Source organism: Pelomonas sp. BJYL3 (assembly GCF_027257975.1).
GTDB classification, from domain to species: Bacteria; Pseudomonadota; Gammaproteobacteria; order Burkholderiales; family Burkholderiaceae_C; genus Roseateles_B; species Roseateles_B flavus.
In genome coordinates, this window is the sequence record NZ_JANZKX010000001.1 from 477086 (window position 1) to 494899 (window position 17814).

The following is a 17814-nucleotide window of genomic DNA, read 5'->3' on the forward strand; positions in this document are numbered from 1 at the left end:
GAAGAGACTCCTGAGGTTGATCGAGCCCGGGGCCCGGGCTTGCACCTCTCAAGACGCTCCAGCCTCCCGCCTTGTGACAGCCTCCGCCCAGGCCGCGGCCAGGCCCTGCAGCTTCCGGGGATTGCGCTGGGTGTGGATGCGGGTGATGCGCTGCCCGTCGGTCTCCAGGCTCTGGGCCGATTCCAGGCGCCCGTCGATGAAACGCAGCAGGCCCCACTGGCCATTCATGCGCACGATCTCCAGCTGCAGGCGGTGATGGCCCAGCGCATGGCGGCGCGAGGACGCGAAGTACAGCCGGGCAATGCGCCCCGCCCCCGCCAGCACCCTGCCGAAGCTGGGCACCACGCCGCCGCCATCGCTGATCAGCTCGGCGTCCTCGGCCAGCAGGGCCTGCAGGCGGCGGTAGTCACCCTGCCGCGCGGCCTCGGCAAAGCCGGCGAGCAGGCGGTAGTGGGTGTCCACGGGCACCCGGTAGCGCGGCCGCTGCGCCTTCAGCTGGCCCCGGGCGCGGGAGATGATCTGCCGGCAGGCTGCCTCGCTCTTGCCCAGGGCCTGGGCCACCTCGGCGTAGTCGGCATCAAAGACCTCGCGCAGCAGAAAGGCCGCGCGAGCCTCGGGGGTCAGCCGCTCCAGCAGGGTCAGAAAGGCCATGGAGATGTCGTCGGCCCGTGCCAGCTGCTCTTCCGGCGTGGCCGGACGCTCCACCTGCGCAGCGGGCGCCAGCTCGTCCAGCTCCAGCCAGGGCTCGGGCAGCCAGAAGCCCACGTAATGCGCCCGCTGCGCCTGGGCCGCGCGCAGGCGGTCGATGGACAGGCGCGTGGTCACCGTCACCAGCCAGGCCTCGGCATTGGCCAGGCTGCCCTGATCCGCCTCGTGCCAGCGCAGCCACACGTCCTGCACCAGCTCCTCTGCCTCGGCGCGGGAGCCCAGCATGCGGTAGGCGATGCCCTGAAGGCGGGGGCGGCGCTGCTCGAAAAAGTCGGTGGGGTCGTTCATGAGGGCCTAGACGGATCCGCGGGGTCCAGTGTGACAGGGACGACGCGGCCGCCGGCAAATCCCCAGTCCTGCAAAGACAGGGTGGCCTGGCCATACTGCCGCCCATGCGCCCCACCCTGCTCTGGTTCAAGCGGGACCTGCGCCTGCAGGACCACGCCGCCCTCTGCGACGCCGCCCGGCGCGGCGGGCCGGTGCTGCCCCTGTTCATCGTCGAGCCCGAGGCCTGGCGGCAGCCTGACAGCGCGCGCCAGCACTACGAGTTCCTCACCGAATGCCTGCGCGAACTGCAGGCCGAGCTGGGGCAGGCGGGCTGCCCGCTGCTGGTCCGGGTGGGCGAGGCCTGTGCCGTGCTGGAGCGCCTGTGGCAGGCCCGGCCCTTCGAGGCCCTGGTCTCGCATGAGGAGACGGGCAACGACTGGAGCTACGCCCGCGACCGCGCCGTGGCCGCCTGGTGCCGCTCGCGCGGCGTGCGCTGGACGCAGCATCCCAGCCACGGCGTGGTCCGCGCGCTGAAGGACCGCGACGGCTGGCGCGCGCACTGGGCCGCCTGCATGGCGCGGCCGCTGCTGCCGGTCCCGCCCCTGCCGTCGGCCCCCTGGCCCCTGTCGTCGCAGACGCTGCCCGACTGGGCTGCACTGGTTCCCGAACGTGCGCATGAGGGCCAGCCGCCGCAGCGCCAGCGCGGCGGGCGGCGCCTGGCGCTGCGCTATCTGCAGGGCTTTCTGGACGACCGCGCGGCCCGGTACCGCGGCGGCATCTCCTCGCCGCTGAGCGCGCGCACCGCCTGCTCGCGGCTCTCGCCCTACCTGGCCTGGGGCTGCCTGGGCCTGCGGGAGGTCGTGCAGGCGACGCAGACCCGCATGGACACCGCCGGTCCCGGCCGCCTGGCCCAGGGCCTGCGGGCCTTCCAGAGCCGCCTGGCCTGGCATGACCACTTCATCCAGAAGCTCGAGAGCGAGCCTGAACAGGAATGGCGCAACCTCCACCGGGGCTATGACGGGCTGCGAGAGCACGACTGGCGTGCCGAGCACTTCGAGGCCCTGCAGGCCGGCCGCACCGGCTGGCCGCTGGTGGACGCCTGCGTGGCGCAGCTGCGCGAGACCGGCTGGCTGAACTTCCGCATGCGGGCCATGCTGGTGTCGGTGGCGGCCTACCCGCTGTGGCTGCACTGGCGCGAGGTCGGCCTGTGGCTGGCCCGCCAGTTCCTGGACTACGAACCCGGCATCCACTGGCCCCAGATGCAGATGCAGGCCGGCACCACCGGCATCAACACCACCCGCGTCTACAACCCCGTCAAGCAGGCGCAGGAGCAAGACCCCCAGGGCCTTTACGTCCGCCACTGGCTGCCCTGGATGCAGACGGTGCCCGACAGCTGGCTGTTCGAGCCCTGGCGCATGCCGCCGGCGCTGCGGCAGCGGCTGGGCCTGCTGGGCGGCGGGCAAGACCTGACCCTGCCCATTCCGCTGGTCGACCTGGAACTCGCCAGCCGGCAGGCCAAGGCACGCCTGCATGAGCGCCGGGCCGAGCCCGCCGTGCGGGCGGCCAAGGCGGAGGTCCTGCGCCGCCATGCCTCGCGCGACCCCGCGGGCTGGTCGGCGCGCCTGGCGGGCTCATCGCCCGGCCCGCGCCGGGCTGGCCACGGCCCCGATCAACTGACACTGGAACTCTGAGATGGCCCGGATGCGCCTCAAGTCCGAACTGCCCAGCAAGCCCTGCCTGCACTGCGGCCGCCCCTTCACCTGGCGCCGCAAGTGGGCGCGGGACTGGGAGCAGGTGCGCTACTGCTCGGAGCGCTGCAAGCGTGCGCGCGGCGCCACCCCGCCGCCTGGCGAGGGCCTGGCATGAGGCAGGATCTGGTGCTGTGGTGGGTCCGGCGCGACCAGCGCCTGCATGACAACCCCGCCCTGCGCGCCGCCTGCGCGGAGGCTCGCCAGCGCGGCCTGCCCCTGCTGTGCCTGGCCCCCCTGCCGCCGGACGGCCCCACGCGCTGGGGCTTCGCGCGCCTGGGCCCGCACCGGCGCTGGGTGGAGTGGCAGAGCCTGCAGGCCTTGGACGAGCAGTTGCGCCGCCACGGCCAGCGGCTGGGGCGGACGACCCTCGCGCCCGCGCAAGCGCTGGGCGAGCTGGCCGCGCGACATCGCGTGGTCGCCGTCCATGCCCAGCAAGGCCTGGCCCCGGAGGAAAAGGCCGAGGAGGCCGCGCTGGTCGCGCAGGGCCTGCCGCTGCATCGCCATGAAAGCGGCGGCCTGTTCGAAGCCGCTGCGCTGCCCTTCGCGCGGGACCCGGGCACCGGCCTGCCAGCCCTGCCGCGCAGCTTCACGCCCTTCCGTCAGGCCCTGGAGCGATCGCAGCGGCAGCCGGGTTCGCCGCTGCCCGAGCCGCAATCCTGGCCGCCCTCGCCCGCCGGGGAGCTGCCGCCGCCAGCGCCGCAGCCCCCCTGCCCGCCTGTGGACCCGCGCAGCTGCCATCCCTACACGACGACGCCCTGCGCCCCGGGCGAGGCGGCGGCGCTGCGACATCTCGAGGCCTACCTGTCCTCGCCGGCCGTGCCCGTCTACAAGAAGACCCGCGACGCGCTGTCGGACCCGCAGGCCTCCACCCGATGGTCGCCCTGGCTGGCGACGGGCGCGCTGTCCCCACGCCGTGCCTGGGCGGCGCTCGATGCGCACGAGGCCGCACAAGGCCGCAGCGAGGGCAGCGACTGGATCCGTGTCGAGCTGCTGTGGCGCGAGTACTTCCGCTGGCTCATGGCCGTGGAGGGCGCGCGCCTCTACCACCCCACCGGCCTGAAGCCGGACGCGCACGCGCCCCGGCACAACGCCGCAGCCTTTGAACGCTGGTGCCAGGGCCGCACCGGCCTGCCCCTGGTCGATGCCGGCATGCGCGAGCTGGCGGCAACGGGCTGGCTGTCCAACCGCCTGCGCCAGGTCTGCGCCAGCGCCCTGCTGCACGAGCTGGGCGGCGACTGGCGGGCCGGCGCCGCCTGGTACGAGGCCCAGCTGCTCGACTTCGACCCGCAGAGCAACCAGGGCAACTGGGCCTACATCGCCGGCTACGGCACGGATCCGCGCGGCGGCCGGCATTTCGACCTGGCCTGGCAGGCGCGGCAGCATGATCCGCAGGGCACGTACCGGGCGCGCTGGAACGAGGGGCATCCATCGTGAACCGCGTCCCGCAAGACCTGGCCCCCGCCGCGGTGCTGCGCCTGGTGCTGGGCGACCAGCTCGACCCGCTGCATCCCTGGTTTGAGGCAAGACCTGACCCCCAGGTGCTGGTCGTGCTGATGGAGATCCGGCAGGAGACGGACTACGCCCTGCATCACGCGCAGAAGGTGCTGGCGATCTTCGCGGCGATGCGGCGCTTTGCGCGGCGCCTGCACGAGGCGGGCCACCGGGTGCACTATCTGCGCATCGGCAACCCGCACAACCGGCAGTCGCTGACGGGCAACCTGGACGCGCTGGCCCAGGCCACCGGCGCAACGATGGTCGAGGTGCAGCTGCCCGACGAATGGCGGCTCGACGCCCAGCTGCGCGCCCATGCCGCGCAGGCGCCCTATGCCCTGCATTGGGCCGACAGCCGGCATTTCCTCAGCAGCCGCGACGAAGCCGCCCGCTTCTTCGGCGACGGCCCCTGGCTGATGGAGCGCTTCTACCGCCACCTGCGCCAGCGCGAGCAGGTGCTGATGGAGGGCCGCCAGCCCGCCGGCGGGCGCTGGAACTTCGACAGCGAGAACCGCAGCCGCTGGCCCGGCGATCCGCCCGAGCCGCCGGATCTGCGACGCCGCCATGCGCTCAGCGCCCTGTGGCAGGAGATCGAAGCGGCCGGCGTGCGCACGATGGGCGAGCCCTGTGCAGAGGCCCTGCCCTGGCCGCTGGACCGCGAAGAGGCGCTCGAGGACCTGCAGCACTTCATCGCGCACGGCCTGCCGCATTTCGGGCCCTACCAGGACGCCTTGAGCGACAGCCACGAGCGCCTCTTCCACTCCCTGCTGTCCTTCGCGCTGAACACCAAGATGCTGCATCCGCGCGAGGTGATTGCCGCGGCCGAGGCCGCCTGGCGCGAAGGGCGGGCGCCGCTGGCCGGCGTCGAGGGCTTCATCCGCCAGATCCTGGGCTGGCGCGAGTATGTGCGGGGCGTCTACTGGGCGCGCATGCCCGGCTATGTGGAGCTGAACCACCTCGGCCACAAGCGCCCCCTGCCCGCCTGGTTCTGGACCGGCCGGACCCGCATGCGCTGCCTGCAGCAGGCCATCGGCCAGTCGCTGCGCGCGGCCCATGCGCACCACATCCAGCGCCTGATGGTGATCGGCAACTTCGCGCTGCTGGCCGGGCTCGATCCCGCCGAGGTGCACCCGTGGTACCTGGGCATCTACATCGACGCCTTCGAGTGGGTGGAGGCGCCCAACACCCTGGGCATGAGCCAGTTCGCCGACGGCGGCGCCATCACCACCAAGCCCTATGTGAGCAGCGCCGCCTACCTGGACCGCATGGGCGACCACTGCCGCCACTGCCCCTACGACAAACGCCAGCGCCTGGGCGAGCGCGCCTGCCCCTTCAATGCGCTGTACTGGGACTTCATGGACCGGCATGCCCAGCGGCTGCGCCATCTGCCGCGGCTGGCGCCGGTGTACCGGCAGCTGGAGCGGATGGCGGCGGAGGACCTGGCCGCCGTGCGGGCGCAGGCCCGGGCCACGCTCGAAAGGCTGGAATCCCTCTAGGCAGGGACTGGCACGGAGGCGGGCGTGCTGCAGAATGCGCCGCGGCCTCGACGGCCCATCAAGGAGGAACCATGGCCAACAGAGCCTGCCTGATCAATGCCGACATGCCGGGGGTGCCGCCTCAGCTGCATCCACCCGGAGCCGGGAGCGAGCCGTCGCAAGCCCTGCGCGTGGCCGAAGCGGCCAACCGACTGCCACTGCCCTGGCTGCTGTGCTTCCGCCCGGAGGACCTGCTGCCGGCCGTGGTCCGTCTGCAGAATGGACCGGAGCAGTTCAGCACCGTCGCGCTGAACCTGCCGTGCACGAGCGTGGCGGCGGCCCGCGAGCGCCTGCAGCAGGCCCTGCCCATCTACGTGGCCCTCACCGGAGACGCCGCGCTGGCGAAGTCCTACTGGCGCCGGGCCTGTGAGGGCCTGAACGATCTGCCGCACCCCTGGCTGACGATGGATCCCATCGAGGTCCTGTGCCTCAATGACTTCGACGAAGACGCCCGGACGCTTGCCGAGAGTCTGGGCGGCGACGCCAGCGCCTTGCCCGATCTGAAGTGGCTGAGCGGCTATGACGACGGCTTCGCGCCCTATGGCGCTGCAGCGTACTTCGACGGCGACCCCGGCGCGCTGGACCATGTCGCCCGGCTGGGCAACAGTGCGGCACTGGATCCGGGGTATGTCCGCCCCAGTCCGCTGGAGGGTGTGTCACGGGCGCGTAAGGAGGCGCCGCCCCAGGTGGCCGCGCGCGCGCCCCTGGCAGCCAACGACAGCGCCAAGCTGCACGAAGGGCTCACGCGCGGCCCCCTCAGCCGCCCCGGCACCTGGCTGCTGCTGGGCATGCTGGCGGCCCTGCTGCTCTCGCTGCTGCGGCGCTGAATCACGTCCGACGGTGCAAGAAAAAGGCCTGGCCACCCGCAGGTGCCAGGCCTTGCCCGCCGATGACGGACGCTTACTTCGCCGCCACCTTGCCCTCGGCACTCGCCTTGACCTTCAGACCGCGGCGCTCCAGCAGCGGCTCGATCTGGGGCTCATGGCCGACGACGCCGCGGAACAGCTCCAGCGCGTCGCGGCTGCCGCCCTGGCTCAGCAGCTTGGCACGGAAGGCGTCGCCCAGCTCGCGCTTGAGGCCGCCCTGGCCCTTGAACCAGGCCACGGTGTTGGCGTCCAGCACCTCGGACCAGATGTAGGCGTAGTAGCCGGCCGCGTAGCCGCCCATGATGTGGCTGAAGTAGGGGGTGCGGTAGCGCGGGGGCACGGGGGCGTAGTCGAAGCCCTCTTCCTTCAGCACGCGGGCCTCGAAGGCCATGACCTGCTCGGGCTTGGGCACCTCGCCCGCCTTCAGCTGGTGCCAGCGCTGGTCCAGCACCGAGGACGCGAGGTACTCGGTGGTGGCATGGCCCTGGTTGAACTTGCCGGCAGCCAGCACCTTGTCCAGCAGGGCGCGGGGCATGGTCTCACCGCTCTTGTAGTGCTTGGCGTAGTGGGCCAGGATCTCCGGCCAGTCGGCCCACATCTCATTGACCTGCGAGGGGAACTCGACGAAGTCGCGCGGCACGGCGGTGCCCGCGAAGGTCGGGTACTTCACCTGCGAGAACATGCCGTGCAGCGCATGGCCGAACTCGTGGAAGGCGGTGCGGACCTCGTCCCAGGTCATCAGCGTGGGCTCGCCGGCCGGCGGCTTGGGGATGTTGAGGTGGTTGGCCACCACGGGCAGCGTGCCCTCCAGACCGTTCTGCGAGACGTAGGCATTCATCCAGGCGCCACCGCGCTTGGAGGGCCGGGCGTACATGTCGGCGATGAAGATGGCCAGCTGCGAGCCGTCGGCATTGAAGACGTCGTAGACGCGCACATCGGGGTGGTAGACGGGCAGGTCCTTGCGCTCCTTGAAGCGCAGGCCGTAGACCTTCTCGGCGGCGTAGAACACGCCGTTCTCCAGCACGTTGCTCAGCTCCAGATAGGGCTTGAGCTGGCTCTCGTCGAAGCCGAACTTGGCGGCGCGCAGGCGCTCGCTGTAGAAGGCCCAGTCCCAGGCCTCGAGCTTGAAGGAGGGCTGGCCCTTGGCGGCCTGCTCCTTGTCGATGAGGGCCTGCAGCTCGGCACCCTCGCGGCGGGCGGCGGCCACGGCGGCGGGCGCCAGCTGGCGCATCATGGCGTTCACGGCCTGCTGGCTCTTGGCGGTCTCCTCCTCCAGCACGAAGTCGGCATGGGTGGCGTAGCCCAGCAGCTGGGCCCGCTCGGCGCGCAGGGCGGTGACCTGGGCGACGATGGCCGTGGTGTCATGCTCGTTGCCGCGGCTGCCGCGGGCCACGGAGGCCTTGTGCAGGCGCTCGCGCAGGGCGCGGTTCTCCAGCTGCGCCTCGAAGGGCTGGCCGGTGGTGTTGAGCAGGGCGATCACGAACTTGCCCTCCAGGCCGCGGGCCTTGGCGGCCTCGCGGGCGGCGGCGATCTGGCCGGCGGACAGGCCCTTGAGCTCCGCCTCGCTGTCCACCACCACGGCGCTGGCGTTCACCTCGGCCAGCACGGCCTGGTTGAACTGCGCGCCCAGGCGGGCCAGCTCGGCGTTGATGGCCTTGATGCGGGTCTTCTGGGCCTCCTCCAGCTTGGCACCGGCACGCACCAGGCGCTTGTAGTAGCGCTCGGTGAGGCGCTGCTCCACGGCGCCCAGCTTGTCACGCTGCGCGTAGAGGGCCGAGATGCGCTGGAAGAGCCTGGGGTTCAGGGAGATGGCGTCGGCATGCGCCGCCAGCTTGGGGGCGTACTCGGCCTGCAGCTTGAGGCGGGCCGGGTTGGAGTCGGCGCCCAGCAGGCTGAAGAGCACCGTGGTGGCGCGGTTCAGCGTGCGGCCCGAGCGCTCCAGGGCGACGAGGGTGTTCTCAAAGGTGGGCGCGGCCGGGTTGTCGGCGATGGCGGCCACTTCCTTCAGCTGCTCGGCCATGCCGGCGTCCATCGCGGGGGCGAAGTCGGCGTCGCGGATCTTGTCGAAGGGCGGGTAGCGCAGCGGCAGCGGGCTTTCGCTGAGCAGGGCGTTGGGGGCAGTCTGGGCAGCGGTCACGGCGGCACTCGCGGGCGAGGAGGATTCGGCGGCCTGGGCGGCCAGCAGGGGCGACGCCAGGCTCATGCCGGCGGCCAGGACATAGGGGAGCTTCACGTCAGGGGTACCTGTCTGGATGCAAAGGCGCGAGCCTAGCAAAAGCGCCCCCCCCTGCCGGGAGTCACGCCCCCAGCAGGCGCCAGGACATGCCAAGAAGGGCACACACGCCCACCACCTCCAGCACGCCGCGCTTGAAGCGGATCAGGGCCAGGCCCGCCGCCGCCGTGAGCAGCAGGGCCATGGCGTCCATCCCGCCTTCCAGCCCTCGCGGCCAGATCACGTGCAGCGCGAAGAACAGGGCCAGGTTGAGGATCACCCCCACCACGGCCGCGGTGATGGCCGTCAGCGGGCCGGTGATGCGCAGGTCCTGGTGCGTGGCCTCGACCAGGGGCGCGCCGGTCAGGATGAAGACGAAGGACGGCAGGAAGGTGAACCAGGTGACCAGCAGGGCCGCCACCGTGCCGGCGGCCAGGGCCGCCCACTCGCGGCCCACCACTGCGGCCCAGCCCGCCTGCAGGGCCTCGGACTGCCAGCCGCCGACGAAGGCGATGAAGGTCACCACCATGATCAGCGGCCCCGGCGTGCTCTCGCCCAGGGCCAGGCCGTCCATCACCTGGCCGGGGCCCAGCCAGCGGAACTGATGAACGGCGGCCTGGGTCACGTAGGGCAGCACCGCGTAGGCGCCGCCGAAGGTCAGCAGAGCCGCCTTGGTGAAGAACCAGGCCATCTGCGTGTAGGGCCCCGTGGCACCCTGCCAGGCCCACAGCAGGCCGAAGGGCAGCGCCCACAGCAGCAGGGCCACGGCCGCCTGCCGGGCCAGGCGGGGCCAGCGAAAGCGGGCGCGTTCGGGCAGGGGGCTGTGGTCGTCGATGACGGTGGGCCGGTGAGGCTCGTCCTTCGCGCTGCCATGCCCCGCCCCGGTCCGCACCAGGGCCGGCCGCCAGCGCCCCAGGGCCCAGCCAGCCGCCGCCGCCGCTGCGACGATGGCCGGGAAAGGCAGGTGCAGCACCGCCAGGCCGAGGAAGGCTGCCCCGGCGAGCGCCCACAGCCAGGCATTGCGCAGGGTGCGCTGCCCGATGCGCCAGGCGGCCTGGGCCACCAGGGCCGTCACGGCCGGCTTGACGCCATAGAACAGGCCCGCCACCCAGTCCAGCTGCCCGAAGGCCATGTAGACCCAGGACAGGCCGATCAGCAGGAACAGCGAGGGCAGCACGAAGAGCGCGCCCGCGGCAATGCCGCCGGCCGTGCCATGCAGCAGCCAGCCGATGTAGGTGGCCAGCTGCTGGGCCTCCGGGCCCGGCAGCACCATGCAGTAGTTCAGGGCGTGGAGGAAGCGGCGCTCGCTGATCCAGCGGCGCCGCCGCACCAGTTCCTCGTGCATCAGGGCGATCTGCCCCGCGGGACCGCCAAAGCTGATGCAGCCGAGCCTGAGCCAGTAGCGCAGCGCCTCGCCCAGGCGCGGGTGCGCCGGCGCGAGGGTGTCGGGGTCAAGAGGGCGTGTCATGGCGGGCCGATGCTACGTCAGCCGGCCGCCATGGGCGATGCCCAGGCTCTTCGGTTTGGAAACATCCATATGCAAAACCTGACAGGACGGCCACCGTCTTCAGGCGCTAGGCTTGCCCCGTTGCCACTTCCCGTCCCACCAGGAGCCCCCATGAGCCAGAACCCTCACGCCGCCGAATGGCGCTTCGAGACCCGCGCCGTGCATGCCGGCTACGCGCCCGATCCCACCACACGCGCCGTGGCCGTGCCCATCTACCAGACCGTGGCCTATGCCTTCGACAGCGCCCAGCACGCGGCCGACCTCTTCGACCTCAAGGCCGAGGGCCACATCTACACCCGCATCAACAACCCCACCAACGCCGTACTGGAGCAGCGCCTGGCCGCGCTGGAAGGCGGCATCGGCGCGCTGGCCCTGGCCTCGGGGCAGGCGGCCGTCACCTATGCCATCCAGACCATCGCCGAGGCGGGCGACAACATCGTGGCCTCCAGCGCGCTCTATGGCGGCACCTACAACCTCTTCGCCCACACCCTGCCGCAGCTGGGCATCACCACCCGCTTTGCCGACTACCGCCGCCCCGAGAGCTTCGAGGGCCTGATCGACGAGCGCACCAAGGCCGTGTTCGTGGAGTCCCTGGGCAATCCGCAGGGCAATGTGACGGACATCGCCCGCATCGCCGAGGTCGCCCACCGCCACGGCGTGCCCCTGATCGTGGACAACACCGTGCCCAGCCCCTACCTGAGCCGCCCCATCGAGCATGGCGCGGACATCGTCGTGCACTCGCTGACCAAGTACCTGGGCGGGCACGGCGCGGCGGTGGGCGGCGCCATCATCGACTCCGGCCGCTTCCCCTGGGACCAGCACAAGGCCCGCTTCAAGCGCCTCAACGAGCCCGACCCCAGCTACCACGGCGTGGTCTACACCCAGGCCGCGGGCGCGGCGGCCTACATCACCCGGGCGCGCGTCGTGCCCCTGCGCAACACGGGCGCGGCGCTGTCGCCCTTCAATGCCTTCCTGATCCTGCAGGGCATCGAGACCCTGCCCCTGCGCATGGACCGCATCAGCCAGAACGCCCGCGCCGTGGCCGAGCACCTGAAGGCCCATTCCAAGGTGGCCTGGGTCAACTACGCCGGCCTGCCCGACCACCCGGACCATGCCCTGGTGCAGCAGTACCTCTCGGGCCAGGGCTCGGGCCTGCTGACCTTCGGCCTGAAGACCGCGCCGGGGCAGAACCCGCGCGAGGCCGGCGCCCGCTTCCTCGATGCGCTGCAGCTCTTCACCCGCCTGGTCAACATCGGCGACGCGAAGTCCCTGGCCACGCACCCGGCCTCCACCACCCACCGCCAGCTCTCGCCGGCCGAGCTGGACCAGGCAGGCGTGGGCGAGGACACGGTGCGGCTCTCGCTGGGCATCGAGCACATCGAGGACCTGCGGCAGGACCTGGACCGCGCGCTGGCGGCGGTCTGAGCTCAGGCGCTGGCCAGGTCCTGGATGACCTCCAGCGCCGTCTTCACCTTGAAGGGCTTGAGCAGGATGCGGCGCACGCCCTGCTCCTTGTAGAGCTGGGCGGTGGCGAGGTCGCAATGCTCGGCCGTCAGGGCCACCGGCAGGTCCGTCGCGCAGCTGGTGGCGCCGCCGCGGATGTTGTGCAGCAGGTTCAGGGCCTCCAGGCCTTCGCCGATGTCCATCAGCAGGCCGTCGACCGGGCGCCGCTCCAGCAGGCGCTGGGCCAGCTCCAGGCTGGCGGTCTCCTGGACATCGGCCAGATGCAGGTCGCGGGCCACCATGGCCAGGGTGCGACGGAACAGGGAGTGCGGGTCCACCAGCAGCAGTTGCTTGACAGTGCCTGCCATCTCAAGCCCCTTCCTGCCGCTCGCGCAGCTCTTCCACGCACAGGTCGCGAAGGGCGCAGAGGATGTGCCGGTCCACCTCGTCCAGCTGGCGGGGCTGGCGGTCGATCAGGCACAGGGTGCCGAGGTTGAGGCCAGGGCTCACGTTGAGCGGGGCGCCCGCATAGAAGCGGATGTGGGGCGGGCCCAGCACCAGGGGGTTGTCCGCGAAGCGGGGGTCCTGCAGGGCATCGGGCACCTCCAGGACGTCGTCGGCTGCCAGGGCGTGAGCGCAGAAGGACTCGTCGCGGCCCGTCTCGCAGGCGTCCAGGCCCACGCGAGCCTTGAACCACTGCCGCTGCGCGTCCACCAGGCTCACCAGCACGATGGGCACCTCGAACTCCTGGGCGGCGAACTCGACGATGCGGTCGAAGCGCTGCTCGGGCGGCGTGTCCAGGATCAGCAGGGCGCGCAGGGCGGCCAGGCGATCCGGCTCATTGGCAGGCAGGGGGGCGGGCGGCATCCGGCGTCTCTCCTGTGGTCTTTCCTGTGAACAGGCAGGCCAGCCTAGCGCAGCCGAACGGGTCCGCCAAGAGCGCTTATGCCGGATCGAAGCAATGCTTATTCCGGATAAGCAAATACAAAAACTGTCGTTTATCGAATAAGGGACTTTGGGCACATTGGCGATTCATTGCACAGAAGCATTGCCTCAAAGGACCCGTCATGTCGTTGCGCACCCTGCCCCGCCGTTCCCTGCTGCTCGCCGCCGCCCTGCCCCTGGCCGCGGTGCTGATGCCGGCTCAGGCGGCTGAACCTGGCCTGCTCAACGTCAGCTACGACGTCTCCCGCGAGCTCTACAAGCAGATCAACCCCGCCTTCGCCGCCAGCTGGAAGGCCAAGACTGGCCAGAGCGTGGTGCTGAACCAGTCGCACGGCGGCTCCAGCAAGCAGATCGGCTCCGTGATCGGCGGCCTGGAGGCCGATGTGGTCACCATGAACCAGGCCACCGACGTGGACCAGCTCGCCGAGAAAGGCCTGACCCCCGCCGACTGGCGCCAGCGCTTCCCCCACAACGCTGCGCCCTACACCTCCACCATCGTCTTCCTGGTGAAGAAGGGCAACCCCAAGGGCATCAAGGACTGGGGCGACCTCGCCAAGCCCGGCGTGCAGGTCATCATCCCCAACCCCAAGGTCACCGGCAACGGCCGCTACAGCTACCTCGCGGCCTGGGGCAGCGTGATCGCCAAGGGCGGCAGCGAGGCGCAGGCCCGCGAACTGGTCGGCAAGATCTTCGCCAACGTGCCGGTGCTGGACGGCGGCGGCCGCGGCGCCACCACCACCTTCACCCAGCGCGGCATCGGTGACGTGCTGCTGACCTTCGAGGCCGAGGCCGAGCTGATCGAGAACGAGTTCGGCAAGGGCCTGTTCGATGTGGTCGCGCCCAGCGTGTCCATCGAGGCCGAGGCGCCGGTGGCCCTCGTCGACAAGGTCGCCGCCAAGAAGGGCACCACCGCCCTGGCCAAGGCCTACCTGGACTTCCTCTTCACGCCCGAGGCGCAGGAAATCATCGCCAAGAACAACTTCCGCCCGCGCGACGCCGCCGTGTTCAAGCGCCACGCGCAGCGCTACGCCGACATCAAGCTCTTCAGCGTCGACCAGCTGCTGGGTGGCTGGCCCAAGGTGAGCAAGACGCACTTTGCGGATGGGGGCACCTACGACCAGATCGTCTCCACCTTGAAGCGCTGAGGATGCCCCACCCCCTACGCGCTTCGCGCGCCCCCTCCAGGGGGCACGCCCGCAGGCCCGGCAAAGCCGGATCCTCGGGCGTCGCTGGTTTCAATGCGGCAGCAACTGCCCGCCGGAACACTGAATGAACACCGCCGTCCTTTCTCCCGATCAGGCCGCCGCCGTGCCGATCCCGAAGCGCCGCCGCGTGCTGCCGGGCTTCGGCCCCACGATGGGCTTCACGCTCTTCTACCTCTCGCTGCTGGTGCTGATCCCGCTGGCGGCCGTGTTCCTGAAGTCCGCAGGCCATGGCTTCGAGGCCTTCTGGGCCGCGGCCACCTCGCCGCGCGTGCTGGCCTCTTACAAGCTCAGCTTCGGCGCCGCGCTGCTGGCCGCGGGCATCAACCTGGTCTTCGGCCTGATCCTGGCCTGGTGCCTGGTGCGCTACGAGTTCCCGGGCAAGAAGCTGGTGGACGCCCTCGTGGACCTGCCCTTCGCCCTGCCCACCGCGGTGGCGGGCATCGCGCTGACGGCGCTGTACGCGCCCAATGGCTGGATCGGCTCGCTGCTGGCCCCCTATGACATCAAGGTGGCCTTCACCCCGCTGGGCGTGCTGGTGGCCCTGATCTTCATCGGCCTGCCCTTCATCGTGCGCACGGTTCAGCCGGTGCTGGAGGACATGGAAACCGAGCTGGAGGAGGCCGCCGCCTCGCTGGGCGCGCACCGCTGGCAGACCTTCCGCTACGTCGTGCTGCCCACGCTGACCCCGGCCCTGCTGACCGGCTTCGCGCTGGCCTTCGCCCGCGCCGTGGGCGAGTACGGCTCGGTGATCTTCATCGCCGGCAACATCCCCCTGGTCAGCGAGATCACGCCGCTGATGATCATCTCCAAGCTGGAGCAATACGACTACGTGGGCGCCACCGCCATCGCCACGGTGATGCTGCTGTTCAGCTTCGTGCTGCTGCTGGGCATCAACGGGCTGCAGGCCTGGAGTGCCCGCCGCAACGGACTGGAGGGTCGCAAATGAGCGGTGCCGTCTCTTCCCTGGGCCACGGCGCTGCCGCCGGCGGCCGCTACCAGAGCAACCCCGCCACGCGCGAGGCGCCGTGGGTGCGCTGGACCCTGCTGCTGCTCGGCCTGGGCTTCTTCGCCCTCTTCCTGATCCTGCCTCTGGTGGCCGTGTTCACCGAGGCCCTGCGCAAGGGCTTTGATGTCTACCTCGCCGCGCTGATCGAGGAGGACGCGCTCTCGGCCATCAAGCTCACCCTGATCGCCACGGTGGTCGCGGTGCCGCTGAACCTGGTGTTCGGCGTCAGCGCCGCCTGGGCCATCGCCAAGCACGACTTCCGCGGCAAGCAGCTGCTGATCACGCTGATCGACCTGCCCTTCTCCGTCTCGCCCGTCGTGGCCGGCCTGATCTATGTGCTGCTGTTCGGCGCGCAGGGCTGGTTCGGGCCCTGGCTGCAGGCGCATGACGTGAAGATCATCTTCGCCGTGCCAGGCATCGTGCTGGCCACCGTCTTCGTGACCTTCCCCTTCGTGGCCCGCGAGCTGATCCCGCTGATGCAGGCTCAGGGCCGTGACGAGGAAGAGGCCGCCACCGTGCTGGGCGCCAGCGGCTGGCAGACCTTCTGGCACGTGACGCTGCCCAACATCAAGTGGGGCCTGCTGTACGGCGTGATCCTGTGCAATGCGCGGGCCATGGGCGAGTTCGGCGCGGTGTCGGTCGTCTCCGGCCACATCCGCGGCCAGACCAACACCCTGCCGCTGCACGTCGAGATTCTCTACAACGAGTACCAGTTCGCCGCCGCCTTCGCCGTGGCCTCGCTGCTGGCGCTGCTGGCGCTGGTCACCCTCGGTCTGAAGCAGTTTGTCGAATGGAGAGCAGCCGTCGCCGCACGCGCTGCGAAGGAAGAAGCATGAGCATCCAGGTCCGCAACATCCACAAGCAGTTCGGCGACTTCACCGCCCTGGGCGACGTCAGCCTGGACTTCCCCACCGGCGAGCTGGTGGCCCTGCTGGGCCCGTCCGGCTGCGGCAAGACCACGCTGCTGCGCATCATCGCCGGGCTGGAGACGCCCGACCGGGGTCAGGTCTTGCTCGACGGCGAGGACGCCTCCGACACCCATGTGCGCGAGCGCCAGGTGGGCTTCGTGTTCCAGCACTACGCGCTGTTCCGCCACATGACCGTCTTCGACAACGTGGCCTTCGGCCTGCGGGTGAAGCCGCGCAAGCAGCGGCCCAGCGAGGCCGAGATCAAGCGCAAGGTGCACGAGCTGCTGCAGCTGGTGCAGCTGGACTGGCTGGCCGACCGCTACCCGCCCCAGCTCTCCGGCGGCCAGCGCCAGCGCATTGCCCTGGCCCGCGCGCTGGCGGTGGAGCCGCGCGTGCTGCTGCTGGACGAGCCCTTCGGCGCGCTCGACGCCAAGGTGCGCAAGGAGCTGCGCCGCTGGCTGCGCCGCCTGCACGACGAGCTGCACATCACCAGCATCTTCGTCACCCACGACCAGGAAGAGGCACTGGAGGTGGCGGACCGCATCGTGCTGATGGACCACGGCAAGGTGGAGCAGGTGGGCGCGCCGCAGGAAGTCTGGGAGCGCCCCGCCACGCCCTTCGTCTACGGCTTCCTGGGTGCGGTCAACCGCTTCGAGGGTGAGGCACAGGGCAGCGTGCTGCACATCGGCGAGCAGCAGCTGCGCCATGGCGGCAGCCTGCAGGCTCAGGGCCGCGTGCTGGCCTATGCCCGCCCGCACGAGCTGCAGATCCTCACCGACGCCCAGGCCCGCGGCCTGCCCGCCACGGTGGACCGCGTGCTGAGCTTCGGCGCCGCGGCCCGCGTGGAACTCAGCGGCCCCAATGGCCAGCACCTGGAAGCCGAGCTGACCCGCGAGCAGGCCTCGCAGCTGCAGCTGCAGCCGGGCCAGCGCGTGCAGCTGCAGGCCTCGCGCCTCTCGCTCTTCGAAGCTGCCTGAGGCCGCCCGCGACATGAACTTCCAGCAGCTGCGCATCATCCGCGAGGCCGTCCAGCAGAACTTCAACCTGACCGAGGTGGCGGCGGCGCTTTTCACCTCGCAGTCCGGCGTGTCCAAGCACATCAAGGATCTGGAGGACGAACTCGGCGTGGAGCTCTTCGTGCGCCGCGGCAAGCGCCTGCTGGGGCTGACCGCGCCGGGCAAGGAGCTGGCGATCATCGTGGACCGCATGCTGCAGGACGCCCGCAACATCAAGCGCCTGGCCGACCAGTTCGCCGATGCCGAGGCCGGCCAGCTGACCGTGGCCACCACCCACACCCAGGCCCGCTACGCCCTGCCGCAGGTCGTGGCGCGCTTCAAGGCCGCCTTCCCCAAGGTGCACCTGGTGCTGCTGCAGGCCAATCCGGCGGAGATCGTCAGCCTGCTGCAGTCCGGCGAGGCGGACATCGGCATCGCCACCGAGGCCCTGGGCGAGGACCCGGCCTTCGTCACCTTCCCCTTCTACGACTGGCACCACAGCGTGGTCGTGCCCGAGGGCCATGCGCTGGCCACCGAGCCGCTGACGCTGGAAGCCCTGGCCGAGCAGCCCCTGATCACCTACCACGAGGGCTTCACCGGCCGCGCCCGCATCGACGCCAGCTTCGCGCAGGCCGGCCTGGCGCCGGACATCGTGCTCTCGGCCCTGGATGCCGACGTCATCAAGACCTATGTGCAGGTCGGCCTGGGCCTGGGCATCATCGCCTCCATGGCCTTCGAGCCCCAGCGCGACGCGGGCCTGCGCCTGCTGGACGCCTCCCACCTCTTCCCCAGCAACACCACGCACCTGGCGCTGAAGAAGGGGCACTACCTGCGCGGCTACGCCTACCGCTTCCTGCAGGAATGCGTGGGCTCGCTGAGCGAGGAGCGCATCCGCGAGGCGCTGGGCACCGAGGCCTGAGGGTCTTCACTTTTCCTCTTTGCTTAGCTGAATTTCTTGGAGGACAGCCGCGGAGC

General features: G+C 70.8%; 16 protein-coding genes. 11 read left to right on the plus strand and 5 right to left on the minus strand.

Annotated elements, in window-relative coordinates:
* Positions 1-48: 48 nt before the first annotated feature.
* Positions 49-996, minus strand: a complete 948-nt coding sequence (gene sigJ, locus O9Y01_RS02155; protein WP_269629836.1) for an RNA polymerase sigma factor SigJ — start codon at positions 994-996, stop codon at positions 49-51.
* Between the two features lie 104 nt (positions 997-1100).
* Here sigJ and O9Y01_RS02160 point away from each other — a divergent pair, with 104 nt between their 5' ends.
* From O9Y01_RS02160 to O9Y01_RS02180, 5 genes are all read left to right on the plus strand, one after another.
* Complete coding sequence (locus tag O9Y01_RS02160; protein WP_269629837.1) at positions 1101-2666, plus strand: FAD-binding domain-containing protein; 1566 nt, start codon at positions 1101-1103, stop codon at positions 2664-2666.
* Between the two features lies 1 nt (position 2667).
* On the plus strand, positions 2668-2841 hold the full coding sequence (locus tag O9Y01_RS02165) for a DUF2256 domain-containing protein (RefSeq protein WP_442952698.1): 174 nt from the start codon (positions 2668-2670) through the stop codon (positions 2839-2841).
* Positions 2838-4160 carry a DASH family cryptochrome gene (locus O9Y01_RS02170; RefSeq protein ID WP_269629838.1) on the plus strand — a complete coding sequence of 441 codons (1323 nt, stop codon included), beginning with the start codon at positions 2838-2840 and terminating at the stop codon, positions 4158-4160. Before O9Y01_RS02165 ends, O9Y01_RS02170 begins: the two co-directional genes overlap by 4 nt.
* Positions 4157-5713, plus strand: a complete 1557-nt coding sequence (locus O9Y01_RS02175) for a cryptochrome/photolyase family protein (protein WP_269629839.1) — start codon at positions 4157-4159, stop codon at positions 5711-5713. Before O9Y01_RS02170 ends, O9Y01_RS02175 begins: the two co-directional genes overlap by 4 nt.
* 71 nt (positions 5714-5784) lie before the next feature.
* Complete coding sequence (locus O9Y01_RS02180; protein ID WP_269629840.1) at positions 5785-6579, plus strand: hypothetical protein; 795 nt, start codon at positions 5785-5787, stop codon at positions 6577-6579.
* 73 nt (positions 6580-6652) lie between these two features.
* On the opposite strand, the gene O9Y01_RS02185 is transcribed toward O9Y01_RS02180, so the two are convergent.
* Both O9Y01_RS02185 and chrA read right to left on the minus strand, forming a co-directional pair.
* Entirely contained in the window at positions 6653-8851 is a 2199-nt protein-coding gene (locus O9Y01_RS02185) for a M3 family metallopeptidase (protein WP_332108739.1), read from the minus strand.
* A gap of 64 nt (positions 8852-8915) precedes the next feature.
* Entirely contained in the window at positions 8916-10298 is a 1383-nt protein-coding gene (gene chrA, locus O9Y01_RS02190; RefSeq protein WP_269629841.1) for a chromate efflux transporter, read from the minus strand.
* Positions 10299-10448: 150 nt separating this feature from the next.
* Between chrA and O9Y01_RS02195 the strand changes: the two genes are divergently transcribed.
* Positions 10449-11762 (plus strand): O-acetylhomoserine aminocarboxypropyltransferase/cysteine synthase family protein, encoded by a 1314-nt coding sequence (locus O9Y01_RS02195; protein WP_269629842.1) that lies wholly within the window; start codon positions 10449-10451, stop codon positions 11760-11762.
* 2 nt (positions 11763-11764) lie between these two features.
* Here O9Y01_RS02195 and O9Y01_RS02200 read toward each other — a convergent pair whose 3' ends face one another.
* Both O9Y01_RS02200 and O9Y01_RS02205 read right to left on the minus strand, forming a co-directional pair.
* Positions 11765-12148, minus strand: coding sequence for a response regulator (locus O9Y01_RS02200; protein ID WP_269629843.1), 384 nt, complete (start codon positions 12146-12148; stop codon positions 11765-11767).
* A 1-nt stretch (position 12149) separates the two neighbouring features.
* Positions 12150-12647, minus strand: coding sequence for a GAF domain-containing protein (locus O9Y01_RS02205; RefSeq protein ID WP_269629844.1), 498 nt, complete (start codon positions 12645-12647; stop codon positions 12150-12152).
* 200 nt (positions 12648-12847) lie between these two features.
* On the opposite strand from O9Y01_RS02205, the gene O9Y01_RS02210 reads away from it, so the two are divergent.
* From O9Y01_RS02210 to O9Y01_RS02230, 5 genes are all read left to right on the plus strand, one after another.
* Positions 12848-13870 (plus strand): sulfate ABC transporter substrate-binding protein, encoded by a 1023-nt coding sequence (locus O9Y01_RS02210; RefSeq protein ID WP_269629845.1) that lies wholly within the window; start codon positions 12848-12850, stop codon positions 13868-13870.
* Between the two features lie 124 nt (positions 13871-13994).
* On the plus strand, positions 13995-14876 hold the full coding sequence (gene cysT, locus O9Y01_RS02215; RefSeq protein WP_269629846.1) for a sulfate ABC transporter permease subunit CysT: 882 nt from the start codon (positions 13995-13997) through the stop codon (positions 14874-14876).
* Positions 14873-15772, plus strand: a complete 900-nt coding sequence (gene cysW, locus O9Y01_RS02220) for a sulfate ABC transporter permease subunit CysW (RefSeq protein ID WP_269629847.1) — start codon at positions 14873-14875, stop codon at positions 15770-15772. The genes cysT and cysW overlap by 4 nt, the downstream gene beginning before the upstream one ends.
* Positions 15769-16821 (plus strand): sulfate/molybdate ABC transporter ATP-binding protein, encoded by a 1053-nt coding sequence (locus tag O9Y01_RS02225; RefSeq protein WP_269629848.1) that lies wholly within the window; start codon positions 15769-15771, stop codon positions 16819-16821. The genes cysW and O9Y01_RS02225 overlap by 4 nt, the downstream gene beginning before the upstream one ends.
* A 13-nt stretch (positions 16822-16834) precedes the next feature.
* Positions 16835-17758, plus strand: coding sequence for a CysB family HTH-type transcriptional regulator (locus O9Y01_RS02230; protein ID WP_269629849.1), 924 nt, complete (start codon positions 16835-16837; stop codon positions 17756-17758).
* Positions 17759-17814: the final 56 nt, after the last annotated feature.

Excerpts from the sequence above, each read along its gene's own strand:
- sigJ (WP_269629836.1), bottom strand. The coding sequence starts at position 996 with ATGAACGACCCCACCGACTTTTTCGAGCAGCGCCGCCCCCGCCTTCAG.
- O9Y01_RS02160 (WP_269629837.1), top strand. The coding sequence starts at position 1,101 with ATGCGCCCCACCCTGCTCTGGTTCAAGCGGGACCTGCGCCTGCAGGAC.
- O9Y01_RS02165 (WP_442952698.1), top strand. The coding sequence starts at position 2,668 with ATGGCCCGGATGCGCCTCAAGTCCGAACTGCCCAGCAAGCCCTGCCTG.
- O9Y01_RS02170 (WP_269629838.1), top strand. The coding sequence starts at position 2,838 with ATGAGGCAGGATCTGGTGCTGTGGTGGGTCCGGCGCGACCAGCGCCTG.
- O9Y01_RS02180 (WP_269629840.1), top strand. The coding sequence starts at position 5,785 with ATGGCCAACAGAGCCTGCCTGATCAATGCCGACATGCCGGGGGTGCCG.
- chrA (WP_269629841.1), bottom strand. The coding sequence starts at position 10,298 with ATGACACGCCCTCTTGACCCCGACACCCTCGCGCCGGCGCACCCGCGC.
- O9Y01_RS02195 (WP_269629842.1), top strand. The coding sequence starts at position 10,449 with ATGAGCCAGAACCCTCACGCCGCCGAATGGCGCTTCGAGACCCGCGCC.
- O9Y01_RS02200 (WP_269629843.1), bottom strand. The coding sequence starts at position 12,148 with ATGGCAGGCACTGTCAAGCAACTGCTGCTGGTGGACCCGCACTCCCTG.
- O9Y01_RS02205 (WP_269629844.1), bottom strand. The coding sequence starts at position 12,647 with ATGCCGCCCGCCCCCCTGCCTGCCAATGAGCCGGATCGCCTGGCCGCC.
- O9Y01_RS02210 (WP_269629845.1), top strand. The coding sequence starts at position 12,848 with ATGTCGTTGCGCACCCTGCCCCGCCGTTCCCTGCTGCTCGCCGCCGCC.
- cysT (WP_269629846.1), top strand. The coding sequence starts at position 13,995 with ATGAACACCGCCGTCCTTTCTCCCGATCAGGCCGCCGCCGTGCCGATC.
- cysW (WP_269629847.1), top strand. The coding sequence starts at position 14,873 with ATGAGCGGTGCCGTCTCTTCCCTGGGCCACGGCGCTGCCGCCGGCGGC.
- O9Y01_RS02225 (WP_269629848.1), top strand. The coding sequence starts at position 15,769 with ATGAGCATCCAGGTCCGCAACATCCACAAGCAGTTCGGCGACTTCACC.
- O9Y01_RS02230 (WP_269629849.1), top strand. The coding sequence starts at position 16,835 with ATGAACTTCCAGCAGCTGCGCATCATCCGCGAGGCCGTCCAGCAGAAC.